The organism is Streptomyces sp. NPDC096339, assembly GCF_044762985.1.
Classification (GTDB): Bacteria; Actinomycetota; Actinomycetes; order Streptomycetales; family Streptomycetaceae; genus Streptomyces.
This window is the reverse complement of record NZ_JBIWFI010000001.1, coordinates 48,764-71,048: the sequence shown is the minus strand read 5'-3', so window position 1 is coordinate 71,048 and position 22,285 is coordinate 48,764. Positions and strand designations below refer to the sequence as shown.

At 69.4% G+C, this 22,285-nt stretch carries 23 protein-coding genes and 2 pseudogenes; 12 read left to right on the top strand and 13 right to left on the bottom strand.

What is annotated here, in order from left to right; genetic code table 11:
* Positions 1-87: 87 nt before the first annotated feature.
* Positions 88-1,533, top strand: a complete 1,446-nt coding sequence (gene istA, locus ACIQ5Y_RS00385) for an IS21 family transposase (protein WP_403873234.1) — start codon at positions 88-90, stop codon at positions 1,531-1,533.
* Positions 1,530-2,300, top strand: coding sequence for an IS21-like element helper ATPase IstB (gene istB / locus ACIQ5Y_RS00380; protein ID WP_403873231.1), 771 nt, complete (start codon positions 1,530-1,532; stop codon positions 2,298-2,300). The genes istA and istB overlap by 4 nt, the downstream gene beginning before the upstream one ends.
* 45 nt (positions 2,301-2,345) lie before the next feature.
* On the opposite strand, the gene ACIQ5Y_RS00375 is transcribed toward istB, so the two are convergent.
* Entirely contained in the window at positions 2,346-2,891 is a 546-nt protein-coding gene (locus tag ACIQ5Y_RS00375; protein WP_403873228.1) for a hypothetical protein, read from the bottom strand.
* 38 nt (positions 2,892-2,929) lie between these two features.
* On the opposite strand from ACIQ5Y_RS00375, the pseudogene ACIQ5Y_RS00370 reads away from it, so the two are divergent.
* Positions 2,930-3,887: pseudogene (locus tag ACIQ5Y_RS00370) on the top strand (IS481 family transposase).
* A gap of 176 nt (positions 3,888-4,063) precedes the next feature.
* Positions 4,064-5,023, top strand: coding sequence for a DUF1214 domain-containing protein (locus ACIQ5Y_RS00365; RefSeq protein WP_403873225.1), 960 nt, complete (start codon positions 4,064-4,066; stop codon positions 5,021-5,023).
* Between the two features lie 483 nt (positions 5,024-5,506).
* On the opposite strand, the gene ACIQ5Y_RS00360 is transcribed toward ACIQ5Y_RS00365, so the two are convergent.
* Positions 5,507-5,695 carry a hypothetical protein gene (locus ACIQ5Y_RS00360; protein ID WP_403873222.1) on the bottom strand — a complete coding sequence of 63 codons (189 nt, stop codon included), beginning with the start codon at positions 5,693-5,695 and terminating at the stop codon, positions 5,507-5,509.
* A gap of 191 nt (positions 5,696-5,886) precedes the next feature.
* Positions 5,887-5,994, bottom strand: a complete 108-nt coding sequence (locus ACIQ5Y_RS00355) for an MbtH family NRPS accessory protein (RefSeq protein ID WP_403873219.1) — start codon at positions 5,992-5,994, stop codon at positions 5,887-5,889.
* Positions 5,995-6,433: 439 nt separating this feature from the next.
* On the opposite strand from ACIQ5Y_RS00355, the gene hutH reads away from it, so the two are divergent.
* Together hutH and ACIQ5Y_RS00345 are read left to right on the top strand one after the other, a co-directional pair.
* Complete coding sequence (gene hutH, locus ACIQ5Y_RS00350) at positions 6,434-8,128, top strand: histidine ammonia-lyase (RefSeq protein ID WP_403873216.1); 1,695 nt, start codon at positions 6,434-6,436, stop codon at positions 8,126-8,128.
* 1,058 nt (positions 8,129-9,186) lie between these two features.
* Positions 9,187-9,912, top strand: coding sequence for an SDR family oxidoreductase (locus ACIQ5Y_RS00345; protein WP_403873213.1), 726 nt, complete (start codon positions 9,187-9,189; stop codon positions 9,910-9,912).
* A 75-nt stretch (positions 9,913-9,987) separates the two neighbouring features.
* Here the strand turns inward: ACIQ5Y_RS00345 and ACIQ5Y_RS00340 are convergent.
* The 5 genes and pseudogenes from ACIQ5Y_RS00340 to ACIQ5Y_RS00320 all read right to left on the bottom strand — a co-directional run bounded on the left by ACIQ5Y_RS00340 (position 9,988) and on the right by ACIQ5Y_RS00320 (position 12,501).
* Positions 9,988-10,807 (bottom strand): annotated as a pseudogene (locus ACIQ5Y_RS00340) (IS5 family transposase).
* A gap of 50 nt (positions 10,808-10,857) precedes the next feature.
* The gene (locus ACIQ5Y_RS00335; protein WP_403873210.1) at positions 10,858-11,181 is read right to left on the bottom strand and encodes a TfoX/Sxy family protein; all 324 of its coding nucleotides are present in this window, start codon (positions 11,179-11,181) and stop codon (positions 10,858-10,860) included.
* 36 nt (positions 11,182-11,217) lie between these two features.
* Positions 11,218-11,616, bottom strand: a complete 399-nt coding sequence (locus ACIQ5Y_RS00330; protein WP_403873207.1) for a nuclear transport factor 2 family protein — start codon at positions 11,614-11,616, stop codon at positions 11,218-11,220.
* Positions 11,617-11,662: 46 nt separating this feature from the next.
* Complete coding sequence (locus ACIQ5Y_RS00325) at positions 11,663-12,052, bottom strand: VOC family protein (protein WP_403873205.1); 390 nt, start codon at positions 12,050-12,052, stop codon at positions 11,663-11,665.
* Positions 12,053-12,090: 38 nt separating this feature from the next.
* Positions 12,091-12,501 (bottom strand): VOC family protein, encoded by a 411-nt coding sequence (locus ACIQ5Y_RS00320; RefSeq protein WP_403873202.1) that lies wholly within the window; start codon positions 12,499-12,501, stop codon positions 12,091-12,093.
* A gap of 316 nt (positions 12,502-12,817) precedes the next feature.
* On the opposite strand from ACIQ5Y_RS00320, the gene ACIQ5Y_RS00315 reads away from it, so the two are divergent.
* From ACIQ5Y_RS00315 to ACIQ5Y_RS00305, 3 genes are all read left to right on the top strand, one after another.
* A complete protein-coding gene (locus ACIQ5Y_RS00315) occupies positions 12,818-13,405 on the top strand; it encodes a TetR/AcrR family transcriptional regulator (protein ID WP_403873199.1) in 588 nt (195 codons plus the stop codon).
* 108 nt (positions 13,406-13,513) lie between these two features.
* Positions 13,514-13,942: a hypothetical protein gene (locus tag ACIQ5Y_RS00310; protein ID WP_403873196.1), complete on the top strand. Its 429-nt coding sequence runs from the start codon at positions 13,514-13,516 to the stop codon at positions 13,940-13,942.
* Between the two features lie 858 nt (positions 13,943-14,800).
* On the top strand, positions 14,801-15,457 hold the full coding sequence (locus ACIQ5Y_RS00305) for a hypothetical protein (RefSeq protein ID WP_403873193.1): 657 nt from the start codon (positions 14,801-14,803) through the stop codon (positions 15,455-15,457).
* 187 nt (positions 15,458-15,644) lie between these two features.
* Here the strand turns inward: ACIQ5Y_RS00305 and ACIQ5Y_RS00300 are convergent, their stop codons facing one another.
* From ACIQ5Y_RS00300 to ACIQ5Y_RS00290, 3 genes are all read right to left on the bottom strand, one after another.
* On the bottom strand, positions 15,645-16,730 hold the full coding sequence (locus ACIQ5Y_RS00300) for an iron-containing redox enzyme family protein (protein WP_403873190.1): 1,086 nt from the start codon (positions 16,728-16,730) through the stop codon (positions 15,645-15,647).
* Positions 16,731-16,803: 73 nt separating this feature from the next.
* A complete protein-coding gene (locus ACIQ5Y_RS00295) occupies positions 16,804-17,481 on the bottom strand; it encodes a TylF/MycF/NovP-related O-methyltransferase (protein WP_403873187.1) in 678 nt (225 codons plus the stop codon).
* 226 nt (positions 17,482-17,707) lie between these two features.
* The gene (locus ACIQ5Y_RS00290) at positions 17,708-18,376 is read right to left on the bottom strand and encodes an HAD family hydrolase (RefSeq protein ID WP_403873184.1); all 669 of its coding nucleotides are present in this window, start codon (positions 18,374-18,376) and stop codon (positions 17,708-17,710) included.
* A 926-nt stretch (positions 18,377-19,302) separates the two neighbouring features.
* Between ACIQ5Y_RS00290 and ACIQ5Y_RS00285 the strand changes: the two genes are divergently transcribed.
* Positions 19,303-19,758: a hypothetical protein gene (locus ACIQ5Y_RS00285; RefSeq protein WP_403873181.1), complete on the top strand. Its 456-nt coding sequence runs from the start codon at positions 19,303-19,305 to the stop codon at positions 19,756-19,758.
* Positions 19,759-20,028: 270 nt separating this feature from the next.
* On the opposite strand, the gene ACIQ5Y_RS00280 is transcribed toward ACIQ5Y_RS00285, so the two are convergent.
* Together ACIQ5Y_RS00280 and ACIQ5Y_RS00275 are read right to left on the bottom strand one after the other, a co-directional pair.
* Positions 20,029-21,363 carry a S41 family peptidase gene (locus ACIQ5Y_RS00280; RefSeq protein ID WP_403873178.1) on the bottom strand — a complete coding sequence of 445 codons (1,335 nt, stop codon included), beginning with the start codon at positions 21,361-21,363 and terminating at the stop codon, positions 20,029-20,031.
* A gap of 160 nt (positions 21,364-21,523) precedes the next feature.
* Positions 21,524-21,727 carry a hypothetical protein gene (locus ACIQ5Y_RS00275; protein ID WP_403874490.1) on the bottom strand — a complete coding sequence of 68 codons (204 nt, stop codon included), beginning with the start codon at positions 21,725-21,727 and terminating at the stop codon, positions 21,524-21,526.
* Between ACIQ5Y_RS00275 and ACIQ5Y_RS00270 the strand changes: the two genes are divergently transcribed.
* Together ACIQ5Y_RS00270 and ACIQ5Y_RS00265 are read left to right on the top strand one after the other, a co-directional pair.
* Positions 21,716-21,916, top strand: coding sequence for a hypothetical protein (locus tag ACIQ5Y_RS00270; RefSeq protein ID WP_403873175.1), 201 nt, complete (start codon positions 21,716-21,718; stop codon positions 21,914-21,916). The two genes, ACIQ5Y_RS00275 and ACIQ5Y_RS00270, sit on opposite strands and share 12 nt — an antisense overlap.
* A 6-nt stretch (positions 21,917-21,922) precedes the next feature.
* Positions 21,923-22,252: a hypothetical protein gene (locus tag ACIQ5Y_RS00265; protein ID WP_403873172.1), complete on the top strand. Its 330-nt coding sequence runs from the start codon at positions 21,923-21,925 to the stop codon at positions 22,250-22,252.
* The last annotated feature ends 33 nt before the right edge of the window (positions 22,253-22,285 follow it).

Genomic DNA, 22,285 nt, shown 5'->3' with positions numbered 1-22,285 from the left:
ACATGAACGTCCCCACCCGCGTACGGATGAAAAGGGACAGTTGTTGATGCGGCGAGGTCGGCTGCTCGGCACTCTGCTGGTTGAACGATGCAGGACGGCGGAGGGCGGTTGACGGTGGTCCTGGATCCGCATCGCTGGCTGGAACTGCGTCGCTTTCGTGGCCTGCTGGAGTCCGGGGCGATGAGCCTGTCGGAGATCGCCAGGGAGACAGGGCTGGACCGGAAGACGGTCCGCAAATACCTCTCCGCGCCGGGCCCGGCCACTCCGCCGCGGCGGTCACCGAACGGGCGGTCGCGCGCGCGGGTGATCGACGAGTTCGCGCCGCTGGTCGACTCGATACTGCGGGCGGAGATCCTCATGAAGGCCGCGGTGATTCACGAGCGGCTGGCGGCGGAGTATGGGTTCACCGGCACCTACCAACGCGTCAAGCTCTACGTTCAGGACGCCCGCCCTCGCATCGCAGAGGAACTTGGCATCACGCCGAAGGAACTGGCGGGAATGCACCGTCGCTTCGAGGTGATCCCGGGGGCCCAGGCTCAGGTGGACTGGGGCGACGAGGGCCAGATCCTCGCCCACATGGGCATTCCGAAGGTCTACTCCTTCCACATGACGCTGTCGTACTCGCGCGACCCGTTCTGCTGCTTCACCACCAGCCAGGACCTGCAGAGCTTCTTCGACTGCCACCGCCGGGCCTTCGCCCACTTCGGCGGCATCCCGATGTCGATCGTCTACGACCGCACCAAAACAGTCGTCCGCCGCCACGTCGCTCCGGGCGAGGCGGTTCCGCTGCATCCGGAGGCGGTCGGGTTCGCCGGCCACTACGACTTCGACATTGACGTCCTGGCGGCCTACCGGCCCACGGGCAAGGGCCGCGTCGAACGGCAGGTTCTCATCGTCCGCGACCACGTCCTGTCCGGCCGGTCCTTCTCCTCCATCGAGGAGATGGACGCCGCCTTCACCACCTGGGTCCCGCAGCGACGGGCCCAGGCCCACAGGACTCACCAGCAGATCATCGGAGAGCGTGCGGCCCGCGACCACGCGGCCCTCAAACCTCTGCCGCCGGCCCCGTATCTGGTGGCCGAGCGGCATCTGCGGCCGGTCGGCAAGGACTGCCTGGTCGCCTTCGGCGGCAACCTCTACTCGGTGCCGGCCTGCAAGGTCCGCCCCCGGCAACTGATCGAGATCAGGGCCACCAAGTCCCAGGTCATGCTCCATTCGACCACCCCCGGCCAAGATGGAGAGAGCCTGCTGGCGATCCACCCGCGGGCGGTGGGCCGCGGAGTCCGCGTCGTCGACGAGACACACTGGGACGGCCTGCCGACGGGTAAAGGACGCCGGACCACCACCGACGACATCCCTGCCCAGCCCCGGCGCGAACCGTCGCCAAGACGGGAGGCCGGTCCGCTGGAAACCTTGCTGAGCCGGGCCGCCGTCACCCGGATCGAAGTCGGCCGCCGACCGCTGTCGGTCTATGACGAGCTGACCGGAACCCGCCCCTTCACCACACACCCGAGCACAGGGGAAACGTCTTGAGCGAGCTGACCGGCAACCGCATCCGCACTACGGCCGGCAAGCTCGGCCTGCCCCACCTCGCGGAAACCATCAACGAGTACACCCGCCGGGCAGACGAGGCGAAGATGGGCTACCTCGATTTCCTCGACCTGGTGCTGTCCGAAGAACTCGCCGTCCGTGACGACCGCCGCTTTCGCCAGGGCCTGCGACTGTCGAAACTGCCGCACCACAAGACCCTGGACGAATACGACTTCGCCTTCCAGCCCGAGCTCGACCCGCGCAAGGTCAAGGACCTCGCCACCCTCTCGTTCATCGAGGCCAAGGCCAACGCCGCCCTGCTCGGGCCGCCCGGGGTCGGCAAGACACACATCGCCGTAGCCCTGGCCGTCGCGGCCTGCCGGGCCGGCTACTCGATCTACTTCACCAGCCTCGACGACATGGTCCGCAACCTCAAGACCGCCGAGGAGACCGGACGGCTGACCAGCAAGCTCGGCACCTACCTGCGGCCCAGCGTCCTCGTGGTCGACGAAGTCGGCTACCAGCCCCTCGAACGCGCCGAGGCCAACCTGGTTTTCCAGGTCATCTCCAAGCGCTATGAGAAGGGCTCCATCATCCTCACCTCGAACAAGACCTTCAGCGAGTGGGGCCAGGTGTTCGGCGACGAGGTCCTGGCCACCGCCATTCTCGACCGCCTCCTCCACCACTGCGACGTCATCTCCATCAACGGCCCCAGCTACCGACTGAAGAACCGCCTCATGGCCATCGGGCGAGAGAACGACGTCGCCTGATCCGGGCCGGCGATCCCGCGTGAAACACGGTCCCTATCGACGGCTTCATCCGAGCGCGCGTAGGACCAAGCCTCTCTGGCGCGCGATGGCCTGCTGGCACATTGGGTCCTGCTTCTCGTCCGCCACTGTGACTCGCCCGGTCAACCGGGATACCAGGACTGCCTCATAACAGCTGGACAGGCACTCCAGCGCGTCGTTGGCCGAGAGACCACCGCCGGGTGCTTCGAAGAGTCGAACCAGCGCGATCAGGAAGGGACCGACTGCTGGCCTGGCGGGGACATCTGGCAGAAGGTCGTAGCGAGCCAGAAAGTCTCGTGCGAAGGCCGCGTCATCCCACCAGCTCGCTGGAGCTTGTGCCCGCAGGGCAAGAACGGACTCGACCAGCTCGAAGTGCGGTTTCGGGAAGAAGTGGTCAGACGGCGGCTCGAAGAGCGGGATCGTCGATGCCACCACGTCCAGCACGAGGTCAGCCCGCGTACTGCTGTCCAGAGCCTCCAGCTCCTCTCCGTACAGCGCGATGTCCTGGTCCCACAGCTCCAACCCAATCCCCCATCGCTCTGCTACCCGTGAACCGTAGCTGGGGACGTTCATCCGTACACACCTGGGGAGCCAAGGTCGTACGCCGACACGTGTCCCACCGTAACGCCCGGCTGACCGTTCACGGCAGGCGGATCCTGGTCGAACGTGTCCTGGCCGGCCGTCCGGTCGCCCACGTGGCGGCGGAGATGGGCATATCGAGGCCCACCGCTCACAAATGGGTCCGGCGGTGGAAGACCGGAGGCGATGCGGGCCTGGCCGACCGGCCCAGCAGACCGGCCACGACACCGCACCGAACGGCAGCCGCTCTTGAGCAACGGGTCTGCGACCTGCGGCGGACCTGCAAGCTCGGACCCCGTCCGGATCGGCCCGCTCGTGGGCCTGCCCGCCTCGACCGTGCACCGGATTCTCACCCGTCACCGGCTGAACCGCCTGGCCTGTCTCGACCGCCCGACCGGCACCGTGATCCGCCGCTACGAACGCGAACGTCCCGGCGAGCTGATCCACGTCGACGTGAAGAAGCTCGGCCGGATCCCCGACTGCGGAGGTCACAAGGCACTGGGCCGCCAGGCTGGCCTGGTCCCCCGATCCGCCATGGGCTTCGACTACGTCCACTCCGCCGTCGACGACCACACCCGCCTGGCCTACAGAGAGATCCATCGCGACGAGAAGGCCGACACCTGCGCAGGCTTCCTACGCAGAGCGGCGGCCTTCTACGCCGGCCACCGCATAGACCGCATCGAACGGGTACTGACCGACGACGCCTGGTCCTACCGCAAGGCCAAGGCCTGGAAGACCGCCCTCGCCGAACTCGGCGCGGCCGGCAAGCTCACCCGCGCCTACCGGCCACAGACAAACGGCAAGGTCGAACGCTTCAACCGCACCCTGCTCGACGAGTGGGCCTACCAACAGCCCTACACCTCAAACGATGAGCGGACCGCTGCCCTGGCGGACTTCCTCCACACCTACAACCACCACCGCTGCCACACCGCACTCGACGGGCACCCGCCTATCAGCAGCATCAACAACGCTGCGGGTCAGTACAGCTAGCGTGTTGCACCTCCAACCTGCACAGCCACCGGCCAACGGTCGCTCTGAGTACCCGCGTTGCAGCCCGTGTCGCACCGCCGTTCCGGTGCCAGGAGGCAAGAAGAACGCCCCGAGGGCCACGACGGCCCGGGGCCTCCACTTCGCTGACCTCCCAGCTCAACGACGTGCGAGGTGGCGTGCCACGCCCAGTCCACGCCCAGCTTCGCGAAGGCGGCGAGGTGGTCCGCACGCTGATGGGCCCCGGCGAGGGCGGGCCGGACCCCCCGGCGGGTGCGGCCACCGCAGAGAAGACACGGATCTACCCGCTCTGGGCGCCGGAGAAGAACGTCCCCGCGATGGAGTTCCCCAACGCCAGCGGCGTGCGGGTGAACATGATGTACCCGACGGACATGTCCTACTGGACCAAGCTCAAGGAGTTCGTCGACTACGAGCCCATCGGCGCGATCGACCCCGAGCTGCGGGGCGTGCTCGCCTCCATCGGGATCGTCAAGGGCGATCCCTTCACCTTTTGCGACTGGCAGCGCGAGCAGCTGGAACGAGCCCTGGAGAACGCCCCGCGGATGACACTCGCCCTGGCCCAACTCGGCCGGGAGGACAAGCGCAACCTCTATTACGACGACCGCACCTGGGAGGCCGCCTGGTGCGGCGGCACCGCGGAGTGGATGCAGGCGAGCTACCCGGACATCAACGCCCGATCGCGGTTCTTCCAGTACGCCTACTCCTCGGCCCCCGCCATGGTCGTGCACAGCACCGGAGCCGGCTCGAAGTACCCCTACACCGCCCGCGACGCCGACGGCGCCTTCCTGACAGGCTCCCATACCTACCGGCTGCGCCTGCCCGCCGATCCGCCGGCCGACCTGTTCTGGGCGGTGACGGCCTACAACATCACCGACGGCACCATGCCCGAGACCGCCCAACTCCTGCCTTCCACCAACAGCTACTACGACGTCCCCCAGAACACCGACGGATCGATCGACCTCTGGTTCGCGCCCCGGCAGCCCGACGGCGTCGCCGCCACCGCCTTCATCCAGACCGTCCCCGGCCGCAACTTCGTCGTCGCCCTGCGCCTGTACGGCACTGCCACCGCCTTCTACGACCAGACCTGGAAGCCTGACGACATCGTCAGGACCAGCTGAGCTTGTTCTTTGCCAACCCGATGTGGTGAAGGGCTGCACCGGCCCCGACCGCTGCCCGGCGCTGCACCGCCCCGGCACCTACAGGTCCAGCCCGCCGGGTTCTCGCCGGAGCATCACGAGACCCCGGTGCCCGTTACGCGGCCAGAGCAGCCACGGCGCGAACGTGCGCGCGTGGCGACCGCGCCCTGCAGACCCGGAGGTAGTGGCGGAGGTGAGCGTGGACAGGGCCGTTGGCCGGAAGCCTTTCCGGATCCGCTCAGGTTCCGGCGGATCCGTCTGGACATGACGGCCGACGACGTCCCGCTCTTCGGCCAGGGCCCTGCCGCGACCGCCGGCTGACTGTCGCAGCAGCACCGCCTGGACGCGCTCGGCGTGTGAAGCCCGCGCGGGCCGTCGGCGCGTCGCACGGCGGCCGGGCTGGAGCGGCTTGGATCGTCGGCCGTGGTGGGTTGCTCCCTCACACGGGAAGCCGGCCCGGTGCTCTCAGCCGAGGGGCGGGACGATGGTGTTCGTGGCGCGGTCGAAGACATGGCCCTCGGGGAGCTGGAACGTCTCGGCCTGTCCGGCCGCATCGCATTCCCAGACCACCGTGGGGTTGGTGGCGTCCGCGATGAGCTGTCCGGCCCGGGTGCAGCCAGGACGAAACCAGCCACAGACCGGTGTTCGCTGCATGGCGTGGAGCACGACGTGGAGCCCGCCCGGCCGTCGGGCGTTGTTCGCCGACCGCGAAGGCATGCACGGCCGGCCCCGCAAGGGGGACGAACCCGGGCGGCAGGTTCTCGACGTTTTGACCTGGGGCGCGGCCGAGTCCGCCGCGATGTTCCCCGGGAACCGAGGCGCACGTCCTCGAGGTACGCCGGGCGCTACTCCTTGGCGCCCGACTTCCCGACAGCCGTCCAGCCCGGCCTGATCAGCCAGTCCATCGACCACACCGCGTGCTTGCCTTCCTGGTCGACGAGCACCTGAAACACGCCATCGTAGCCGGCTGTAGCGGAACGCGAAGTACATCATCGCCTCAAGCGGCATCCTTGGCCGGGACTTGTTTCCGCTCCCCAAGATGCCGGGCGGAGTACGGCCTCTGCGCTGACCGGCTTGAGTGGCCGAGTGGGGTCTCAGGCCGATCCGGGTCCCGTCCCGGGCGTTCGGGACGGACCAGAACCGCGCATGGGTGGGTGCAGGACCAGGTATGGACGGCGGCGCGGGTGGCACCCCAAATGCGTTAAGAGACGTGGCACTTCCGGCCGGTCGGCGTTGCCCCGTTCGCACTGGCCAGCCCATGATCACCAGCCTCTTAAGGAAGGCTTCGCATGTGCCGACGATCACGAGGTGAACTATTCTTTCGCTTCATATCGCCGCAGGCGGGAGCCTGCGGCAGGGCGTTTCCGTGAACCGGTCGGATCAGATGGATCGGTGACGCCGCGCATGCGGTTCGCGGTGCGGGCCGCCGTGATCACGGCCACGGCACTCGTGCTCGTTGCGGGAGGTGCTGCGCCGGATCCCACGCGGGCCCAGGCCTCGTCCATCACGGCGCTGTCGTCCCGCAGTCCGGAGGTCGTTCTCGACGGTGATCATCTAACGGTCGCGCAGATGAAAGCGGTGCTGCGGGGAGTCACCGGATCGGTGAGGCTCGCACCGACCGCAGCAGAGCGGATGCGCGAGGCCCGTACGGGAGCATTGGCCGCGTTGCGGAGCGGGCAACATGTCTACGGTTGGAACCAGGCTCTGGGACCGCTGAAGGACCACACGCTGACGGATGAGCAACAGCGCGATTTCCAGCGCAGGATCCTTCGCTCGCATGCGGCGGGGACGGGAGGCGAACTCTCCCCGGGTGTGGCCCGGCTGGCGTTGGTGCTGCGGGCGAACGCGATGGCCCGCGGGCACATGGGTGTGCGGCCTGAGATGGTCGACCGCATGCTGGCCCTGGTCAACGCCGGAGTAACCCCTGTCATGCCGGAGATCGGGTCATTGGGCACCGGCGACCTCCAGCCCATGGCAGCGGCCGGTCTGGCCCTCACCGGGGACGGGGGGCGCGCACGACTGCGCAGCGGGCCACCACGCCGCACCCAAGACGTCCTCAAGCAGGCCGGATTGCCCGCGACGTTCGAGTTGCAGGCAGGGGAGGCACTTCCGCTGATCAGTGGAAGCGGCGTGCTGACAGCCCGCTACGCGGCCTCCGTCGGCCGGGCCGAGACCTTCCTCGACCAGTTCGACGGTGCGTTCGGGTTGTTCCTCGAAGCGACCCGGGCGGAGGCAGGTTCATTTGACGAGCGCACGCACGCCGAGCGCCGATTTCCTGCTCAGGAGGAGGAAGCGGCCGGCCTGCGGGCGTTGACCCGGGGCAGCGCCTGGATGACCGACTCCGGACGCAAACAATTCGGGGAGAAGTCGCCCCGAGTGCAGGACGCGGTGTCGGTGCGAGCTGCCCCGCACATCGTCGCGACGGCCCGGCAGACCATCGCCGAGGCGGAAACCGTCATCGGCCACGAGGCGAACGCATCAACGTCCAACCCCTTGTTGTTCAAGAGGGCTGACGACTCCTACGAGTTCGTCATGGGCGGCAACTGGGACGGGGCGCAGATCGGGCACGCGATCGACACCCTCAACGCGCAGGTCACCGATGTGGCGGTGCTCAGCCACGAGCTGGCCGGGCGGCTCATCGCCTCGAAGTGGAGCTACGGGCTGCCGGACAACCTGGCGGCGCCGCCGGTCGGGCTGAACTCGGGCATGGTGCAAGTGCAGACCGTGGGCGCCGCGCTCATCCCGGAGATGCAGGTACGGGCGATGCCCGCCGGCGTGCTGTCCCGTCCGGAGAAGTTCGGCCAGGAGGACCACAACACGATGGCCATGGCCTCGGCCCGCAACCTCGATGACAACCTGGAACGCGCCGAGACGGTCTTGGCCGTACAGTTCCTCCTCGCCGCACAGGGGATCGACCTGGCGCGTCCTCTCATGGCGGGCTTGCCCATGGCGAAGGCGACCACCGAACTCCACCAGCGCTTCCGTAAACACGTGCCGGCCCTCGGCGAGGACCGCTGGATGACACCCGACGTCGAAACCGCCAAAGATCTCGTCACGCGTGGCCAACTTTCCCCCAGCGGATACTGACAATTCATGATTGGGGTCATCGGACAAGGGCCGGTGGGAGCGTCTGTCCGACCCTGGTACTGGCGACTTCACCTGTGCAGGTGTCGGCAGCTCTCCCTGGGATCCGGCCGGATGGTGACCATCGGTGGTCCCCGGCGGCGTACCGGCTTCAGGTCCCTCCGGCTTGGCCGGCCCAGCGCGGCGCAGCGCGGCGAGCGAAGTGGACCCGCCGGCCCGTGATCGGCACGAGCCTGGACAGTACTCGCGGACTGTCCGACAGCGCGTAGCGGAAGCTGGACGGGCACCGGGCGCTGCTGTTCACTCCGGCCGGCCCGGGCGGTGCGGTGGTGGTGGTGGTGGTGCAGACCCGCCGCGGGGCGCTCGTCCAGGACCGGTGGCCGGACCTGGTGGCCGCTGCCGAGTAGCTGCCACCTGGCCTGGTCCTCGAAGGCGAGTTGGTCGTCTGGGACGCCGAGGAGGGCCGGTTGTCGTTTCAGGCGTTGCAGCGCCGGGCCACCGCCCGCGCACGCGGCGCCCCGGGACGTGTCAGGGGTCGAAGGCCTGGTCATCAAGCCCCTGAGCAGCCGATATCTGACCGACTACCGCGGGTGGTGAGACCAGCGGAACGACGCAGCACGTCGTCGCCATGGCGATCTGCCGTCCCCTCGGCTGACCGCCCCCGTCACCGTCCCCTCGGGTTGCCGCTGGTCACCGACCGGCGGCAACCCTTCCTCCCATTCCTCGTTCTCGACAGCGCTGTGGCAGTTCGCGGTGCAGGCCCGCCGGCCGCCCGGTCGCATGGGTCGCGGGCAGGTCCGTGGCGCTGCTATGAGGCGGGTTCGTACACGACGGTGGTGGTGGGGCAGTCCTCGGCGAGCCCCAGGAGAGCTTGGCGCTTGCCGGCCCATCCGGTTCGTGGTCGGCGGTGGGCCGACCACCGCCGAATTGGAGGCCATTGAGTGCGCGAGTTGGCCGGTTGCGCAACACGCGCACCAGACGCAGGCCGTTACCTCATGTCAAACGCCCATATCGGGATCATGGGCCGTATTGCAGATGTATCTCCCGACGAGAGGCAGGTCATGAGGTTCGCAGTCATCGGTGGTACCGGGCTGATCGGGTCGCAGGTCGTCAAGATTCTGAACGCCGCCGGTCATGAGGCGGTACCACACTCGCAGTCGACCGGAGTCGACGTCATCACCGGTCAGGGGGTGGAGGAGGCGGTGGCGAGAGCCGAGGTCGTCGTCAACCTGACGAACTCCCCGACCTTCGACGAAGCGTCTCGGGCCTTCTTCCAGACCTCGATGGACAATCTGCTGGCCGCGGCCCAGAAGGGCGGCATCGGCCACTTCGTCATCCTCTCGATCGTCGGCGCGGACCAGGTGCCGGAGCTGGACTACTACCGGGCCAAGGTGCTCCAGGAGGACGTCCTCGCGGCCGGGCCCGTTCCCTACTCGATCGTCCGGGCAACGCAGTTCATGGAGTTCATGGACGCCGTCCTGTCCTGGACCACCGACGGCGACACGGTCCGGCTGCCCCCCACGCCGATCCAGCCGATCGCCTCCAAGGACGTGGCCAACGCGGTGGCGGAGGTCGCCGCGGGCGACCCGGTGAACGGCATCCACAACATCGGGGGCCCCGAGGTCTTCTCCCTGGACGAGCTGGGCCGGATCACCCTGTCCCACAAGGGCGACAACCGTACCGTCGTCACCGACCCCACGGCCGGCATGTTCGCCGTCGTCAAGGGTGACGTCCTCACCGACATGGACGCTCACCTCGCCCCCACCCGCTACACCGACTGGCTCTAAACGCCGCCCCATGCTTGAGCGCTGGAGATGACCAGACCGGCCAACTACAGCGCTCAGGCACACAAAGACCGTGTCCTATGTGGTGGGGCGAACGAGTCGCTTATAGCAGCACAGGGCAGCGGCGAGACCTGGAGAGGCCAGGTGGTTGCGGGGGTGGCGCTCCTAGCGGTGGTTGAGTCTGCGGTATCCGGTGAGCCAGGACATGGTCCGCTCGATCACCCACCGCCGACGCCCTAATCGTTCGCTCGCCTCGATGCCCTTGCGGGTGATGCGGACGCCGATCCGTTTCCCGCGGAGCCATTTCCGCAGTTCAGGGATGTCGTAAGCCTTGTCGGCGTGCGGTTTCCGGGTTTTGAAGTGACGGCCGCGGTGGGGGTCGTGTCTCGCTTGGTTACCGAGCACCATGGGCTTCAAGGCCTGGCTGTCGTGGGTGTTGGCGGCCGAGACGCCGACGAGGAGGGGCAGTCCTGCCGCGTCCGACAGGACGTGCATCTTGGAACCCGGCTTGCTCCGGTCCACGGGGCTCGGACCTGTGAGTTCGCCCCCCCTTTTTCGCCCTGACGTGGGCGGAGTCGAGGACAGCGCGGGAGAGATCGAGGAGCCCGGCGTCATCGAGCCGGTACAGGATCTCCTCGTGCAGCCGGCCCCAGACTCCCGCCCTCGACCAGATCAGGAACCGGCGGTGGGCCGTCGACTTCGATATGCCGAAGCATGGTGGCAGTGACCGCCAGTCGCAGCCGCTGACCAGCACGTAGACGATCGCGGCGAATAGCGTCTCCTCAGGTGTGTCCCGCGTCCCGCCGCCCTGCGACCGCACCCTTGATGGCGGGATCAGCGGCTCCGCGATCTCCCACAACCCGTGCGGAACAATCCAACTCCACGTGTCCCGCCCCATACAGAGTTCAATGACGCCTCACCACATAGGACACGGTCATAGTGGCGTTGTCATTTGGGCGGGAGTTGTGCGGTGACTTCCATGGCCCAGGTCAGCCAGTCGTCGAGCACGTCGTCGTCGAGGGTTTCCTCGGCGGGCAGGACCCAGCCGTTCTGTTCCTTGCCGCGGAAGACGAGCTGTCTGGTTCCCGGGCGAGCGAGGGCCTCGTCCATCCCGTCGGGCCCGACGCGCACCATCAGACCCTCGTCGTAGACATTGGCCAGTGCGTTGCCCTGGAACAGGAAGGTGATTCCGCCGAACATCTTCTTCGCGGTCACCCCTTCCGGTTCCAGCCGCTCGCGCACCCGCTCCGCGAGTACCTCGTCATACGCCATGCCCCTGCTCCTTCCGGGTGTGTCCGCGCCGGTACGTCACCGGGTGCCGCCGGTGTAGTCGGTCTGGGAGGTGATGCGGCCGTCGTGCATTTCGAGGACGGTGCAGAAGCCGGTGCGGACCGGTTCGCCCTTGGGGGGCAGGGCGGGGTGGAGTCCGGAGCTGGTGCCGTCGAAGTCGAACTCGACGGCCACCGTCTGTCCGTCGGCGATGACCCGGCGCAGGGTCATCTTCCGGTCGGGGACGGCGCCGGCGTACTGCTTGACGTGGGCGACGAAGGCGTCGCGGCCGGTGAAGGCGAGCCCGTAGGCGGCGCAGGTGTAGGGGACGTCGGGGGCGTAGAGGGCGCCGAAACGGTCGAAGTCCTGGTCGTTGTAGGCGGCGGCCCAGGCGTCGACGACCGCACGTGCGGCTGCGCTGGTCGGGGTGGTGCTCACGGGGTGTGGTCCTTGTCCGAGTCGGTGGGGGATGGCGGGCGGGGGTTCAGCCTGCGTTGACGGTGGACTTCTCGTTGACGCCGATGACGTAGCCGTCGGGGTCGCGGAAGTAGAACAGGCGCACCCCGTTGTGGTCCTCGGTGAGGGGTTTGACGATCTCCGCGTGGCGGGAGATGTGGTCGTAGGCGGCCTGGAGGCCGTCGACGCCGAGGTAGTGCATGCCGGCGAAGCCGATGGGGGTGTCGGCGAGGACGGGCAGCCAGTTCTTGAGGTCGTCGTTGCTGTAGAGCATCGCGCAGAACTCGCCCTGGTAGAAGAGCATGTGGATGTCGTCGCCGGGCTTGGCGGTGCTGGAGTCGACGTCGAAGCCGAGCTCCTTGTAGAACGTGATGCTGGTCGCGGTGTCCTTGACGCTGAAACAGGGCGCGTACGCCATGGCGGTCCTCCTGGAGTGGTGTGGGTGGGGGATGGGGATCAGGAACCCTCGGGCCATCCGGCGCTGATGCAGAACGGCTGCCCGGAGGGGTCCAGCAGGACGGTCCAGTACTCGCCGCCGGGCTGATGGGCGGGCTTGACCGCGCCCAGGGCCAGCAGGCGCCGCTCGGCGGCCGGGACGTCCTCGAAGGCGAGGTCGAGGTGGAACGGCAACTCGTCCGCCGGCCAGTCGGGGGCCTTGAAGTCCCGGGCCGTGTGGAAGACGAGGCGGGTGGAGCCGTCGGTGACGAGGAACGCGCTGGGCACGCCCTCCTCGCCGGGAAACTCGCCGGCCAGGTGCCAGCCCAGCGCGGCGGCGTAGAACTCGGCGAGCACCCTGCCGTCGGGACCCCACAGCGCACAGGAGGCCAGCGCCCCCACGGCAGCGGCGGGGGCAGATACAGCGGGCATGGAGAAAGCCTTTCAGCAGGAGGGGGCGGGGTCGAGGAGCCGCGGGATCTGCCGGGCGCCGGCGCGAGCGGAAGGCGGGCGCGGGGCGGATGCGGCAGGTGTGTCTCTCTTCCCGGACCCTCTTCAGTACATCTGTACTGTAACTTGAATCCACCGCGAGGCGCAATACGGACATATGGTGTCCTAGATCTGGGTCGGTGGAGCTGGAATCCCGCCACACCCTCTGTTCCATGCCTCTTCGATCGCGCAGGGCTCCGGAACGATCTACGGTACATACGTACCGCTACCCGCCACGCTGCCTCCGGAGTCGTCCCCCATGCCCGCCCAGCCTCCCTCCCCCCGACGCCGCCGCGACCCGCAACGCCGCATCGCCGAGATCACGGAAGCGACCCTGCGCGTCATCGCCGAACGCGGCATCGAAGGCCTGACCCACCGGGCCGTCGCCGACGAAGCCGGCGTACCCCTAGGAGCCACCACCTACCACTTCGCCACCAAAGACGACCTCATCCAGGCTGCCCTCACCCTCGCCTACGACCGCTACGCCGCCATGCTCACCGAATGGGTCGCCCAACGCCCCGACCTCACCCCCGACCAACTCGCCGTCCTGCTCACCGACGCCATGCTCCACGCCTACGGCCCCGACCGCGCCTACCAGACAGTCGAACTCGAGCTCTACCTCGCCGCCCTGCGCCGCCCCGCCCTGCGCCCCATCGCCGACCGCTACACGGTGGCCACCACCGACGCCCTCCTGTCCTACGTCGACCCCCTCACGGCGCAGTCCGCTGTCGCGGCGATGAACGGACTCACCCTGCGCGGCCTCGCCGGCAGCCGGCCACCCACCCGCAGCGAGGTCGAGGGCATCCTGCGACGGATCCTCACCCCCAACCCAGCACTCACCGCGTGACACCCCGGTGACCCTGAGGAATGCGCAGACCGACGCGTTCGCGCGGCTGAGAGCGTCCCGCCCGACCTCGACCTCGTCGACCGGGCCCGCGCCCTGCACCAGCTGGGGGTGCCGGAGGCCGCGCACGGCCGGATGGTGGCGATGGTCCGGCATGTCCTGCCGGAGCAGGCGGCGGGCCTGCTGGTAGGCGACCGCCACTGGCCGCTGCCGGCGGCCCGCATGCACCGGATCGGCGAGAGCGACGGCCCGCCCGCGGTCGGCCGGCACCTGGCCGGCCTGGCCGACGAAACCGCCTGGAACGCGGGCCCGCCCGGCGAGCTCGCGGGCCGCCTGGTCGGCGCCATGCCGCGCGTCCTGACCGCCCAGCCCGGCACCCCGCTCCCCGAAGGCCACCGCGTCTCCGCGGGCGCGGCACGCTCCCGCTCCACCACCACCCCCACCGGCGCCGCGCCCGGTCAGGCGGCACCCGCGGAGCGTGCCGTGCCCGCGCACCGGCAGCAGCCGGCCCCGGCCAAGGCCGCGGGCCGGGGCCGATGACGGCGAAGGCCCCCGCCTCCGGGCGGCGGGGGGTTCGGCGATGGGCGGGGCGGGGACGGGCGCTGTGGTGGGCTTTGAGTGGCCGGGATCGGATCGGCGTGGAGGGCTTGCTGCTCGTCGCCGGTCTGCAGGCGGGCGCGTGGCGGGCCGGAGGGGCGCCGGCTTCGTGCAGGTGGACTACGCCCGCCGTTACCAGGCTCACGGGTGACGGCCCTTTTGCCTGCTGTTGTGTGTTCGAAGGCCCGTTCCTGCCGGGTCTGGGCGGCGATGCCGAATGCGTCGAGGGCACGGAGCCGCCCCCGGGTCGAGCCGGTCTCGTGGTCCTGGTTGTGGTGTCCGCCGCACGGGCTGGCCCCTGCCCGCGGCTCGGCGGTGGTTGCCTGCCGTTCGGCTGGGCGGGCGTGGGGCTGGAGAGTGCGTCGCCGGCCCCGGGAGTGCAGGCGCCGTTGACGCCGCTGAGCATCGCCACCGGGGTGGGGGTGTTCGACGCTTTGGCCTGCGGTCCGCGGGCCGGTACCCCGGTTCTGCTGCTGCACGGGTTTCCGCAGTTCGCCGGCCAGTGGACGTACCAGCTCCACGCCCTGGGTGCGCACGGCTACCGTGCGGTGGCCCCGGATCAGCGCGGGTACAGCCCCGGTGTCCGTCCCGTGGACGTCGCCGACTACGCCACGGGCCATCTGTGGCCGACGTCCTGCGGATCGCCGACGATGACTGGGGGCTGCGGTCGTCTGGGCGACCGCCACCCGGCACGGCGACCGGATCCTCACGCTCACGGCCGTCTCCCTCCCGCATCCGGGTGCGTTCGGCCGGGCTCTTCGCCATGACCCGGTCCAGCGGCGGATAGCGCACTATCAGGAGTTGTTCCGGCTGCCGCCGCCGGCGGGGGAGGAGTTCATGCTCGCGGACTTCGACCGCTTCGGCATGCCCGCCCACCTCATCGAGGCGCACTACGAGCGCTTCGCGACCGAGCCCGGGCTGCTGACCGCAGCCCTGAACTGGTACCGGGCCGGTGGCTTCCCCAAGCCGGCGAAAACGAGTGTGCCGACGCTGTTCATCGCGAGCACCGCGGACGTTGCCATCGCCCGCTCGGGCATCGAGGACACGGCGTCCTGGGTCGCCGCCCCCTACCGCCCTGGAACTCCTGCAAGGCGTGGGTCATTTCGTGCCCGAGGAAGCCCCGGACCTGACATCGAAGCTGCTCCTGGATCACCTCACCCCGGCCCGGTAGACCGTGGCGCGGAAGGAGACCCCGACGCGGAGGGGGCCTCAGGCGCGGAGGGAGGCCCTTGGCGGAAGCCGGACCACTGGCGTGGCGAGTTACTCGGCGTCGTTCAGGTGGTGGCGGGAGGCCGCTCCGTCGTCGGCAAGGTCATGACCATGTCCGCCACCGGGCCGGGCATGCTGCCGTGCTGGAGCCAGGCCCGACCGCCGGGGCCAACGAAGACCGAGCCCGCCAACACGGAGCTGTACGTCTACCGGGAACACGACATCATCGCCAAACCGAACGAGGACTGACCCGTCGGGCATCAGGGCCGGATGCCCGACGGGCTGCCGGGCCGTGGCCGACGATGCGTCGGCCACGGCCCGGCCCATCGCCGCGAGCCGATGTCCAGGACCAGCCGGCGTATTTTCCCCGGCGGTCCCGGGCGGCTGTCGCCCGCCTGGAGAGGGACGGCGCAGCACGGGGAAACGCTCGCCCGACTCAGGCGGTGCGCGCTCGCGGTGAGGTGAATGCGGCCAGAAGGTGGTCGTAGTAATCGGCTGCGGTGTTGAGGCGGCCGAGGGCTCCGCGTGCGATCTCGTGCGCGGCGTCGGGGTGCGCGGCCAGGCGGGGTGTGACGACGTTCTTCGTCCAGCCTGCGGCGTGGTCGGCCTCCTGGACGATGTGGACCGTGTAGAAGGCGAGTGGGCCGTCCCAGCCCGTACTCGCCCCGTCCGTTCCGCAGGTGGGAGTGGTGAGGCCGAGCCGGGTGCAGCCGCTGAGGAGTTTGGTGTAGTTGGGCGGGTCCATGGCTTCGGTGACGGCGAGGCTGCCGATCATCCGGAAGTGGCGGCGGCGGTGCAGCGTGACACCGACGACGTGGTTGTAGCCGGCCAGGCCCTGCCAGCCGTGCCCGGACAACACAGCCAGGGGGTCGTAGGACAGGCCGAACGCCGCAAGGCCGGCCCGGCACAGGTTCGCGTGGCCCCGTGACTCGTCCCCGTCGCCGGTCTCGTCGACCAGGTTGCGCACCAGTTCCTGCCGCATCGCCCCGCGGGCTCCGACCATCGCCATGAGTAGCACCTCGTAGAACCGCACGTTCAGCGGGCCGTCCAGCTCCAGGTAACGCAGCACATGGTCCGCGGAGGCATGTTGGGAGAGGAAGTCGAACAGCGGATGGCCGCACACCGGGTGCTCCGCGATCAGCTCCGACAACCACTGCGCGAAGCGTCCGGGTTCGCTGGGGACTCGGTCCGCCGGCCACCGGGTACGGGCCGACTCGCTCCGTTCCCAGGCCTGCTCCAGGACCTGCTGCACTCCGACGACTCCCGGGTGGAACTGGCCGCCCACCGGGCCCTGGTCGGGGGTGAGCAGGTGCTGGTCGTACGACCACGCCAGCGTCTGGTGGGCGGCCAGCAGCGCGGCCGGATCACGGTCCTCGAAGGCGCGGCCGGCCACCTCGGCCGCCTGGTCCCACATCCCTGCCCAACGGGCCCGCGCCGCCGGCTCGCCGGCCCCTTCCGCCACGCTGCCCGCCGCCATCGCCCGCACACGCGCGGCGAAGCCGTCGACCTGCTCTTGGTCCATGTCTACTGCCCCTCCATCGTGCCCGCACCGGTCCCGGGATCGGGTACGCGAGGCGAGCGTTGCCCTGTGTCGGTCAGACGGCGGCCGGCTGCGGCTGGCGGTAGATCCCGAGTTCGCATGACTCTGCGGCGCAGGTGACCGGGTACGGGGCGGCGGCGAAGTAGTCCTGGCAGGCTTTGAGGACTCCTGGGTACTTCGGTTTGGCGACGGTCGGCTGGTCGAGGGGGACGGTCGGGTCGGCGTAGTCGTCGACGAGGACGACCGCGCCGGGTGCCAGGCGTGGCACGCAGTGGGTCAGGCCGGTGAGGATCGAGTCGTACATGTCGCCGTCGAGGTAGACGAAGGCGATGGTGTCGGGCAGCCGGCCGGGCAGGGTGTCGGCGAACCAGCCGGGGTGGACGGTGGGCCGCCGGAGCCCGAATCGGTCGTGCAGGGCGGTGACGTCTTCGGGGCCGGCGGTGAACTCGCCCGCCGGTACGGCGGCATTGTCCTTCTCGCCACCACGCGGCAGGCCCTGGAAGGAGTCGTAGGTGTGTACGGCCCGCTCGTCGCCGAGGGCGGTCAGGACGGCGCGGACCCAGGTGGTCATCGCCCCGCGGTAGCAGCCCAGCTCCACGACCGCGCCCTTGATGTCCTCGCGGGTCAGGCGGGTCAGTTCGCGCTCGACGACGGGCAGCCTCCCGCGGTCGACGGTGCGCGTGTACTCGCTCTCCAGGACGGAGCGGATCTGGTCGCGGTGGAGGTGGGGCATGGTGGTCCTGTCTCGGACGGGTTGGCGGTCCTGCCGCCTCGGGCACTGTACGGCGCAACGATTCAGCGGCCCGGGCGGACACGTGCGGCCCCGCACGGCCGGAGGAGCGCATGAAGCACGACCGGACCCGGGGGAGCCGCCGGGCAGGCATTTTGGGAGCCGGCGTGCCGGACGCGCCGGCGGTTGCCTGGAGCGCGTACCGCTCGCGGCGCTGTACGCCCGGCGGTCACACCGGCGGCTCCGGCCGGCTTCCGTGTCCCGCCGCACGCCAGCAGTCGAGCCATCGCGCAAGCCCGGGGTCGAGGAGAGACCCCCACAGGACATCGGCAAGGGGGGACGTGTTCCCGACGGCCACGACCGGAATCCCGGCGGCTTTCGCGGCCCGAACCCCCACAGGAGAATCCTCGAAGACCAGAACCGATTCCGGCACCACGCCCAGGCCGCGGCATGCGGCGAGGTAGACGTCCGGGGCCGGCTTGGAGGCATCCACCTCGTCCGCAGCGACCGTCACCGCGAACCTGCCGGCGAGCCCGATAGCCTCCAACGTCGGGTCCAGCACGCACCGGGGCGCGTTGCTCGCCACCGCCACCGGCATCAATCTCGCGATCGCGGCCACGCATTCAAGGGCCCCGGGCATCGCGCGCACACCCATGCGCAGACGCCGCATGCCCGCATCCAGGAGTTCCTGCTCGATGAACCGCTCACGCCCCGCCTCCCCGAAGTGCCCGGCCATGACCGTGGCGACGTCCGGAACGTCCAGCCCCAGCAGTGCCTTCCGCTCGGTTTCCCCGAACGCCAAGCCCCTGCGCCGGTACAGCTTGCCCCGCGCGGCAGCCCACAGGGGCTCCGAGTCGGCCAGCAGGCCGTCGCAGTCGAACACCACGGCCGCGGGCACCGGCCCCCGCCAGGGCGGGCCGCCGTCGGATGCCGCGGTGCCCGCAGCCGCCGCGGCCGGTCCGGGCACTGCGCCGGGGCCGTCCCCTGCCACCTGTAGATCGTTCACGTGTGGGGAACGCTTCCGAGGCCGCATGGTTACCGGTGTGAGGTGCGTGCGGGTATCGCTCGTGTCGGGAAGGCGAATGAGGCGGTGGCCGTGGCTGCGAACGCGCAGGCCACCCACCCCAGAAAGCCGCCGGCGCGGCGTCAGCGCGCCGGCTGCCTATGCACCAGGACCCGGATGCTCGGCGGGACCGGGCCGGTCGAGGAAGACGACCGGTACGAGTGCCACGCCAGGGAACGGCCGAGCTGTGGTCGTGAGGGGGAGCGAGGCCGCTCTTCGTTCAGTCGGGGAAGAAGTCGCCGCGGAGGTCGGAAGTGGTGGGGATGCTGGTAGTGCCGGTCATGTAGCCGCGTTTCCTTTCCCAGCAGCGAGGATCTCGCTGCGCACCGCGCGGATTCCCGGCGTTCTGCCGCTGCTCCGCTGCTCCGCTGCTGGAGTCGTCTGGGGCAGCGGTCGAACTGCTCGCGGTGCGCGACGTTTAGGGACGGCGCGACAGTCATTGCCGACGGTTCGGGCGTTGGTCCCGGCGGTGAGTCGTCCGTGCCTGCCGAGTCAGACTGCGCACGGCGATGATCGTGTCTGCCAGGTCGAACCATGCGTATCGATGCGGTGGCGCGCCGCTCGTAACAGCGGGCGAGCCGAGAGAAGGCGTTCAGCCCACGCCTTCGTCGTCCTCGTCCAGCTCCGGCGCGTCCCGGTTGCGCAGCGGACGCAGGAGCGTCTGCTTGAGCAGGCGGAACGTGTGCTCCACGCTGAACCGTCGTAGGTACGCCCGCTAGAGCGTGTCTCCTCGGTGCTCCCCGCGTGCGAACCTGTGCACCATGGTGCCTTCGATAGTCCGTGGACTTACTCTGCCCGCCCTACTGACGTCGTTCATCGATCGCAACCTCTGGCGTCATCCGGGCGATGTGGTGCTGGCGAAGGCCATTCCGTGGTTCAAGGACCCACTTGGCTTCGTCTCGAACCCCGAGCAGATGGCGTACGCGTCCCAATCGATGGACATGGTCGCCGATGATCCGCACTCCGCCTTCTTTCGCCAGGCACGCGGAAGCAGGAGCGTCGCCCCGCTTGAACTTCCTTGGCTTGACGTTGAACGGGCAGTGCTGATCGCCACCACTCGCAACCCCGGTGATGATGGCGCTCTGGCTCTCGACTACCGGCCTGACCCCTCAGATCCTCGTATCGTCGGCAGCGACTTCTGGACGGACCCCTTTCTGTGCGAGTGGCGGGTCGTAGCACCCAATTTCTCGGGCTTCGCCTCGAGTTTGGGCCTATAGCTTCCGCAGTCGTCGTCACTGCACCGTTCGTGTGGCGGGGCGACCCCCCGCAGGCCCGCAGTAGGTTCTCCGGGCCTGGGGGTCGACGTGGGATCCCACTCCTTCAGCAGCCACGGCGCACGAGGTGGGGCATCACGGAGGTGATCATCGTCTCCCGGTGACCTGGCTCGCCTACGCCTCGCCGCAGTGGGTCGCGGTGGTGCAGACCGGCTTCACCCCCGCGCCGCTGTTCCTCGCCCTCACCCTCGCCGACCGGGGGCGGCCTCGCCGCTACTCCCGGAGCTCCGCGACGGCCGTGTCGAAGGCCGAGTCGCGATGCTTCGCGAACTCCTCCTCGGTGAAGACCGGTGTGCGAAGGTGCGGCAGGATGCCGTCACCGTCGAAGGTCCGCCCCGAGCGGGTCAGGAACTCCTCGTTCGGGAGTCGGACCTTCATGCCGTTGGGGAGCGCGCGCTCCATGACGTCGGAGAAGACGCCCTGGGTCGCCTCGCCGATGCGGACGGTCCTGCCGGGCCGGTCCATGAGGGCCTGGGTGAACGTCTCGCCCGCGCTGAACGTCGTGCTCGCGGTCAGTACGGCGACCGGGCCGCCGTAGCGGGGGGCGTGCGCGTCGGGTTGCACCCGGACGGGCTGCGGGTGGGTGTACCGGGTGCGTTTGCGGTAGGCGGTGTACGGAGTGTCGCTCAGGCGCCCGGCAAGGCGCAGGCCGAGGGCGTCGGAGCCGCCGCCGTTGATGCGCAGATCGATGATCAGTCCCTTCAAGGCGGCGGTCCGCTCGACGGTGAGGACGGTGTCGAGTGCCCTGTCGAGTTCGGCCAGCTGGGCGGCGTACGAGGAGTCCTGCGCGTCGTAGCCGGCGAATCCGGAGATGCGCAGGTAGCCCAGCCCGCCGGGCAGGTCGGCATAGCCGATCCGCCCGTTCGCGAATTCCGTCGGGCTCTTGCCGTCGAGGTCGTACCGCAGGATGTGGTCCTTGACCCTGTCGTCCAGCGTCTCGCCGATCGCCGGCGTGCCCGGGCGGACCTGTGCGAAGCGGCGGTCTCCGTCGATGACGGCCACGTGCGCGTCGTACAGCGGCGCCACCATGTCGCTGAAGAGGGAGAAGAGCTCGTCCCTCGTCGTGCCGGCGTGCACCTTGGCCCGGTACAGGTCCCGTCGCGCGTGCCAGTCGATGCCCTTGGCCGCGAAGAAGGGGTAGTTCTCCTCGAAGGACTGCCAGAAGACGTCGAACGTCGTCACCGGGTCGTCGGACGTGGAGCGCCCGCACGCCGCCGGGAGCCCGGCCAGCCGGCGCAGCTCCCTGTCCCCCGCCGATCCGGCCACGTGCAGCGACCCCGAGGGCCGGATGGTGAGGACCGTCCCGTCGTCGGTGCGGTAGGCGCCCTCGGCCGTTCGCCGCGCTGCGGCGCCCTTGATGCAGCTCACGGCTGTCGTCTGGTACTCCTGTAGGCGTCCGTCCGCGACCGACAGAACGGTGCCGTAGCCCTCGACGCGCCAGACGCCGTCGGCAGGCGGTCGTGGCGCGGCTGAGGCGGGGGCCACCGCCCCGCCGGCAAGGGCCAGCACCACCAGGGCCGTTGCCGCTTTGGAACTCCTGAATCGCACGCTCTTCCCTTCCCCCGTACGCACCCTGCGTCAGGAGATCGACGATCGCCGACCGGGCCGCCCGGCGGCCATCCGGCGGGCAGGCGGATCGGCAGGGGGGCTACCCCCCTGCCGATCCGCCTCGGACGCCCGGAACGCGCACTGAACCCGGCCCGGCTCCTCAGCCGGTGGCGGCTCGGAAGCCGCGCAGACGCAGGCTGTTGCCGACCACGAAGACCGAGGAGACGGCCATGGCCGCTCCGGCCATGATTCCGCACGCGGGACCGCCCTCGACGGCGACGGCAAGATGAGGGGAGAGGAGATCAACCCTGGCGTGAGGATGGTCGACGAGGTGGAGTTGGAAAGGATCCGCTTGGATCTGCACGCCAAACTCGGCGATCCCGAAGTCAGACAGGTTCCGAAGGGCACCATCGAAACATGGAAGCTGTCGGACGACCCGAAGGCGACCGTGACCTGTCGGTCGTTCAGCAGGTCTGGCGGAGCGACCATTGACTACAACGACGTGGACGGCTTGGACATGAAGCGCTTCCACATTCCGCAGCATGGGGACTGAGGCCTGGTGAACCAGGAGGCGTACCGCCGAGAGCTGGACTATCTGAGCCAGTACGCACACGACGACTGGGTCGGCTTCTCGGTCATCAGCGGAGCCGTGGGGAGTTTGCTCGGACGGGGAGCCTCGTTCGAGGAGCAGCTTGTGTTGCTCCTGCGGATCGTCGGCGACCTGTACGACGCCGGGGCGAGGCCGGGAGACCTGACAGAGTCGGAACAGGGTCCCTTCCTGCCATGGAAATCGGACAAGGCGGGGGCCTTGGCGCGAATCGCGGCAGTGATCGATGCCGATTCCCGTTTGCCCGACTCCGGTGACATCTGCTGGTTCACGGTGCCGTGACGGCCGGCACGGCCTTCCACGGCGCAAGAATCG

Excerpts from the sequence above, each read along its gene's own strand:
- ACIQ5Y_RS00285 (WP_403873181.1), top strand. The coding sequence starts at position 19,303 with ATGGTGCCTTCGATAGTCCGTGGACTTACTCTGCCCGCCCTACTGACG.
- ACIQ5Y_RS00320 (WP_403873202.1), bottom strand. The coding sequence starts at position 12,501 with ATGCCCGCTGTATCTGCCCCCGCCGCTGCCGTGGGGGCGCTGGCCTCC.
- ACIQ5Y_RS00300 (WP_403873190.1), bottom strand. The coding sequence starts at position 16,730 with ATGGACCAAGAGCAGGTCGACGGCTTCGCCGCGCGTGTGCGGGCGATG.
- ACIQ5Y_RS00345 (WP_403873213.1), top strand. The coding sequence starts at position 9,187 with ATGAGGTTCGCAGTCATCGGTGGTACCGGGCTGATCGGGTCGCAGGTC.
- ACIQ5Y_RS00315 (WP_403873199.1), top strand. The coding sequence starts at position 12,818 with ATGCCCGCCCAGCCTCCCTCCCCCCGACGCCGCCGCGACCCGCAACGC.
- istA (WP_403873234.1), top strand. The coding sequence starts at position 88 with ATGCAGGACGGCGGAGGGCGGTTGACGGTGGTCCTGGATCCGCATCGC.
- ACIQ5Y_RS00360 (WP_403873222.1), bottom strand. The coding sequence starts at position 5,695 with ATGCAGCGAACACCGGTCTGTGGCTGGTTTCGTCCTGGCTGCACCCGG.
- ACIQ5Y_RS00375 (WP_403873228.1), bottom strand. The coding sequence starts at position 2,891 with ATGAACGTCCCCAGCTACGGTTCACGGGTAGCAGAGCGATGGGGGATT.
- ACIQ5Y_RS00335 (WP_403873210.1), bottom strand. The coding sequence starts at position 11,181 with ATGGCGTATGACGAGGTACTCGCGGAGCGGGTGCGCGAGCGGCTGGAA.
- ACIQ5Y_RS00325 (WP_403873205.1), bottom strand. The coding sequence starts at position 12,052 with ATGGCGTACGCGCCCTGTTTCAGCGTCAAGGACACCGCGACCAGCATC.
- ACIQ5Y_RS00295 (WP_403873187.1), bottom strand. The coding sequence starts at position 17,481 with ATGCCCCACCTCCACCGCGACCAGATCCGCTCCGTCCTGGAGAGCGAG.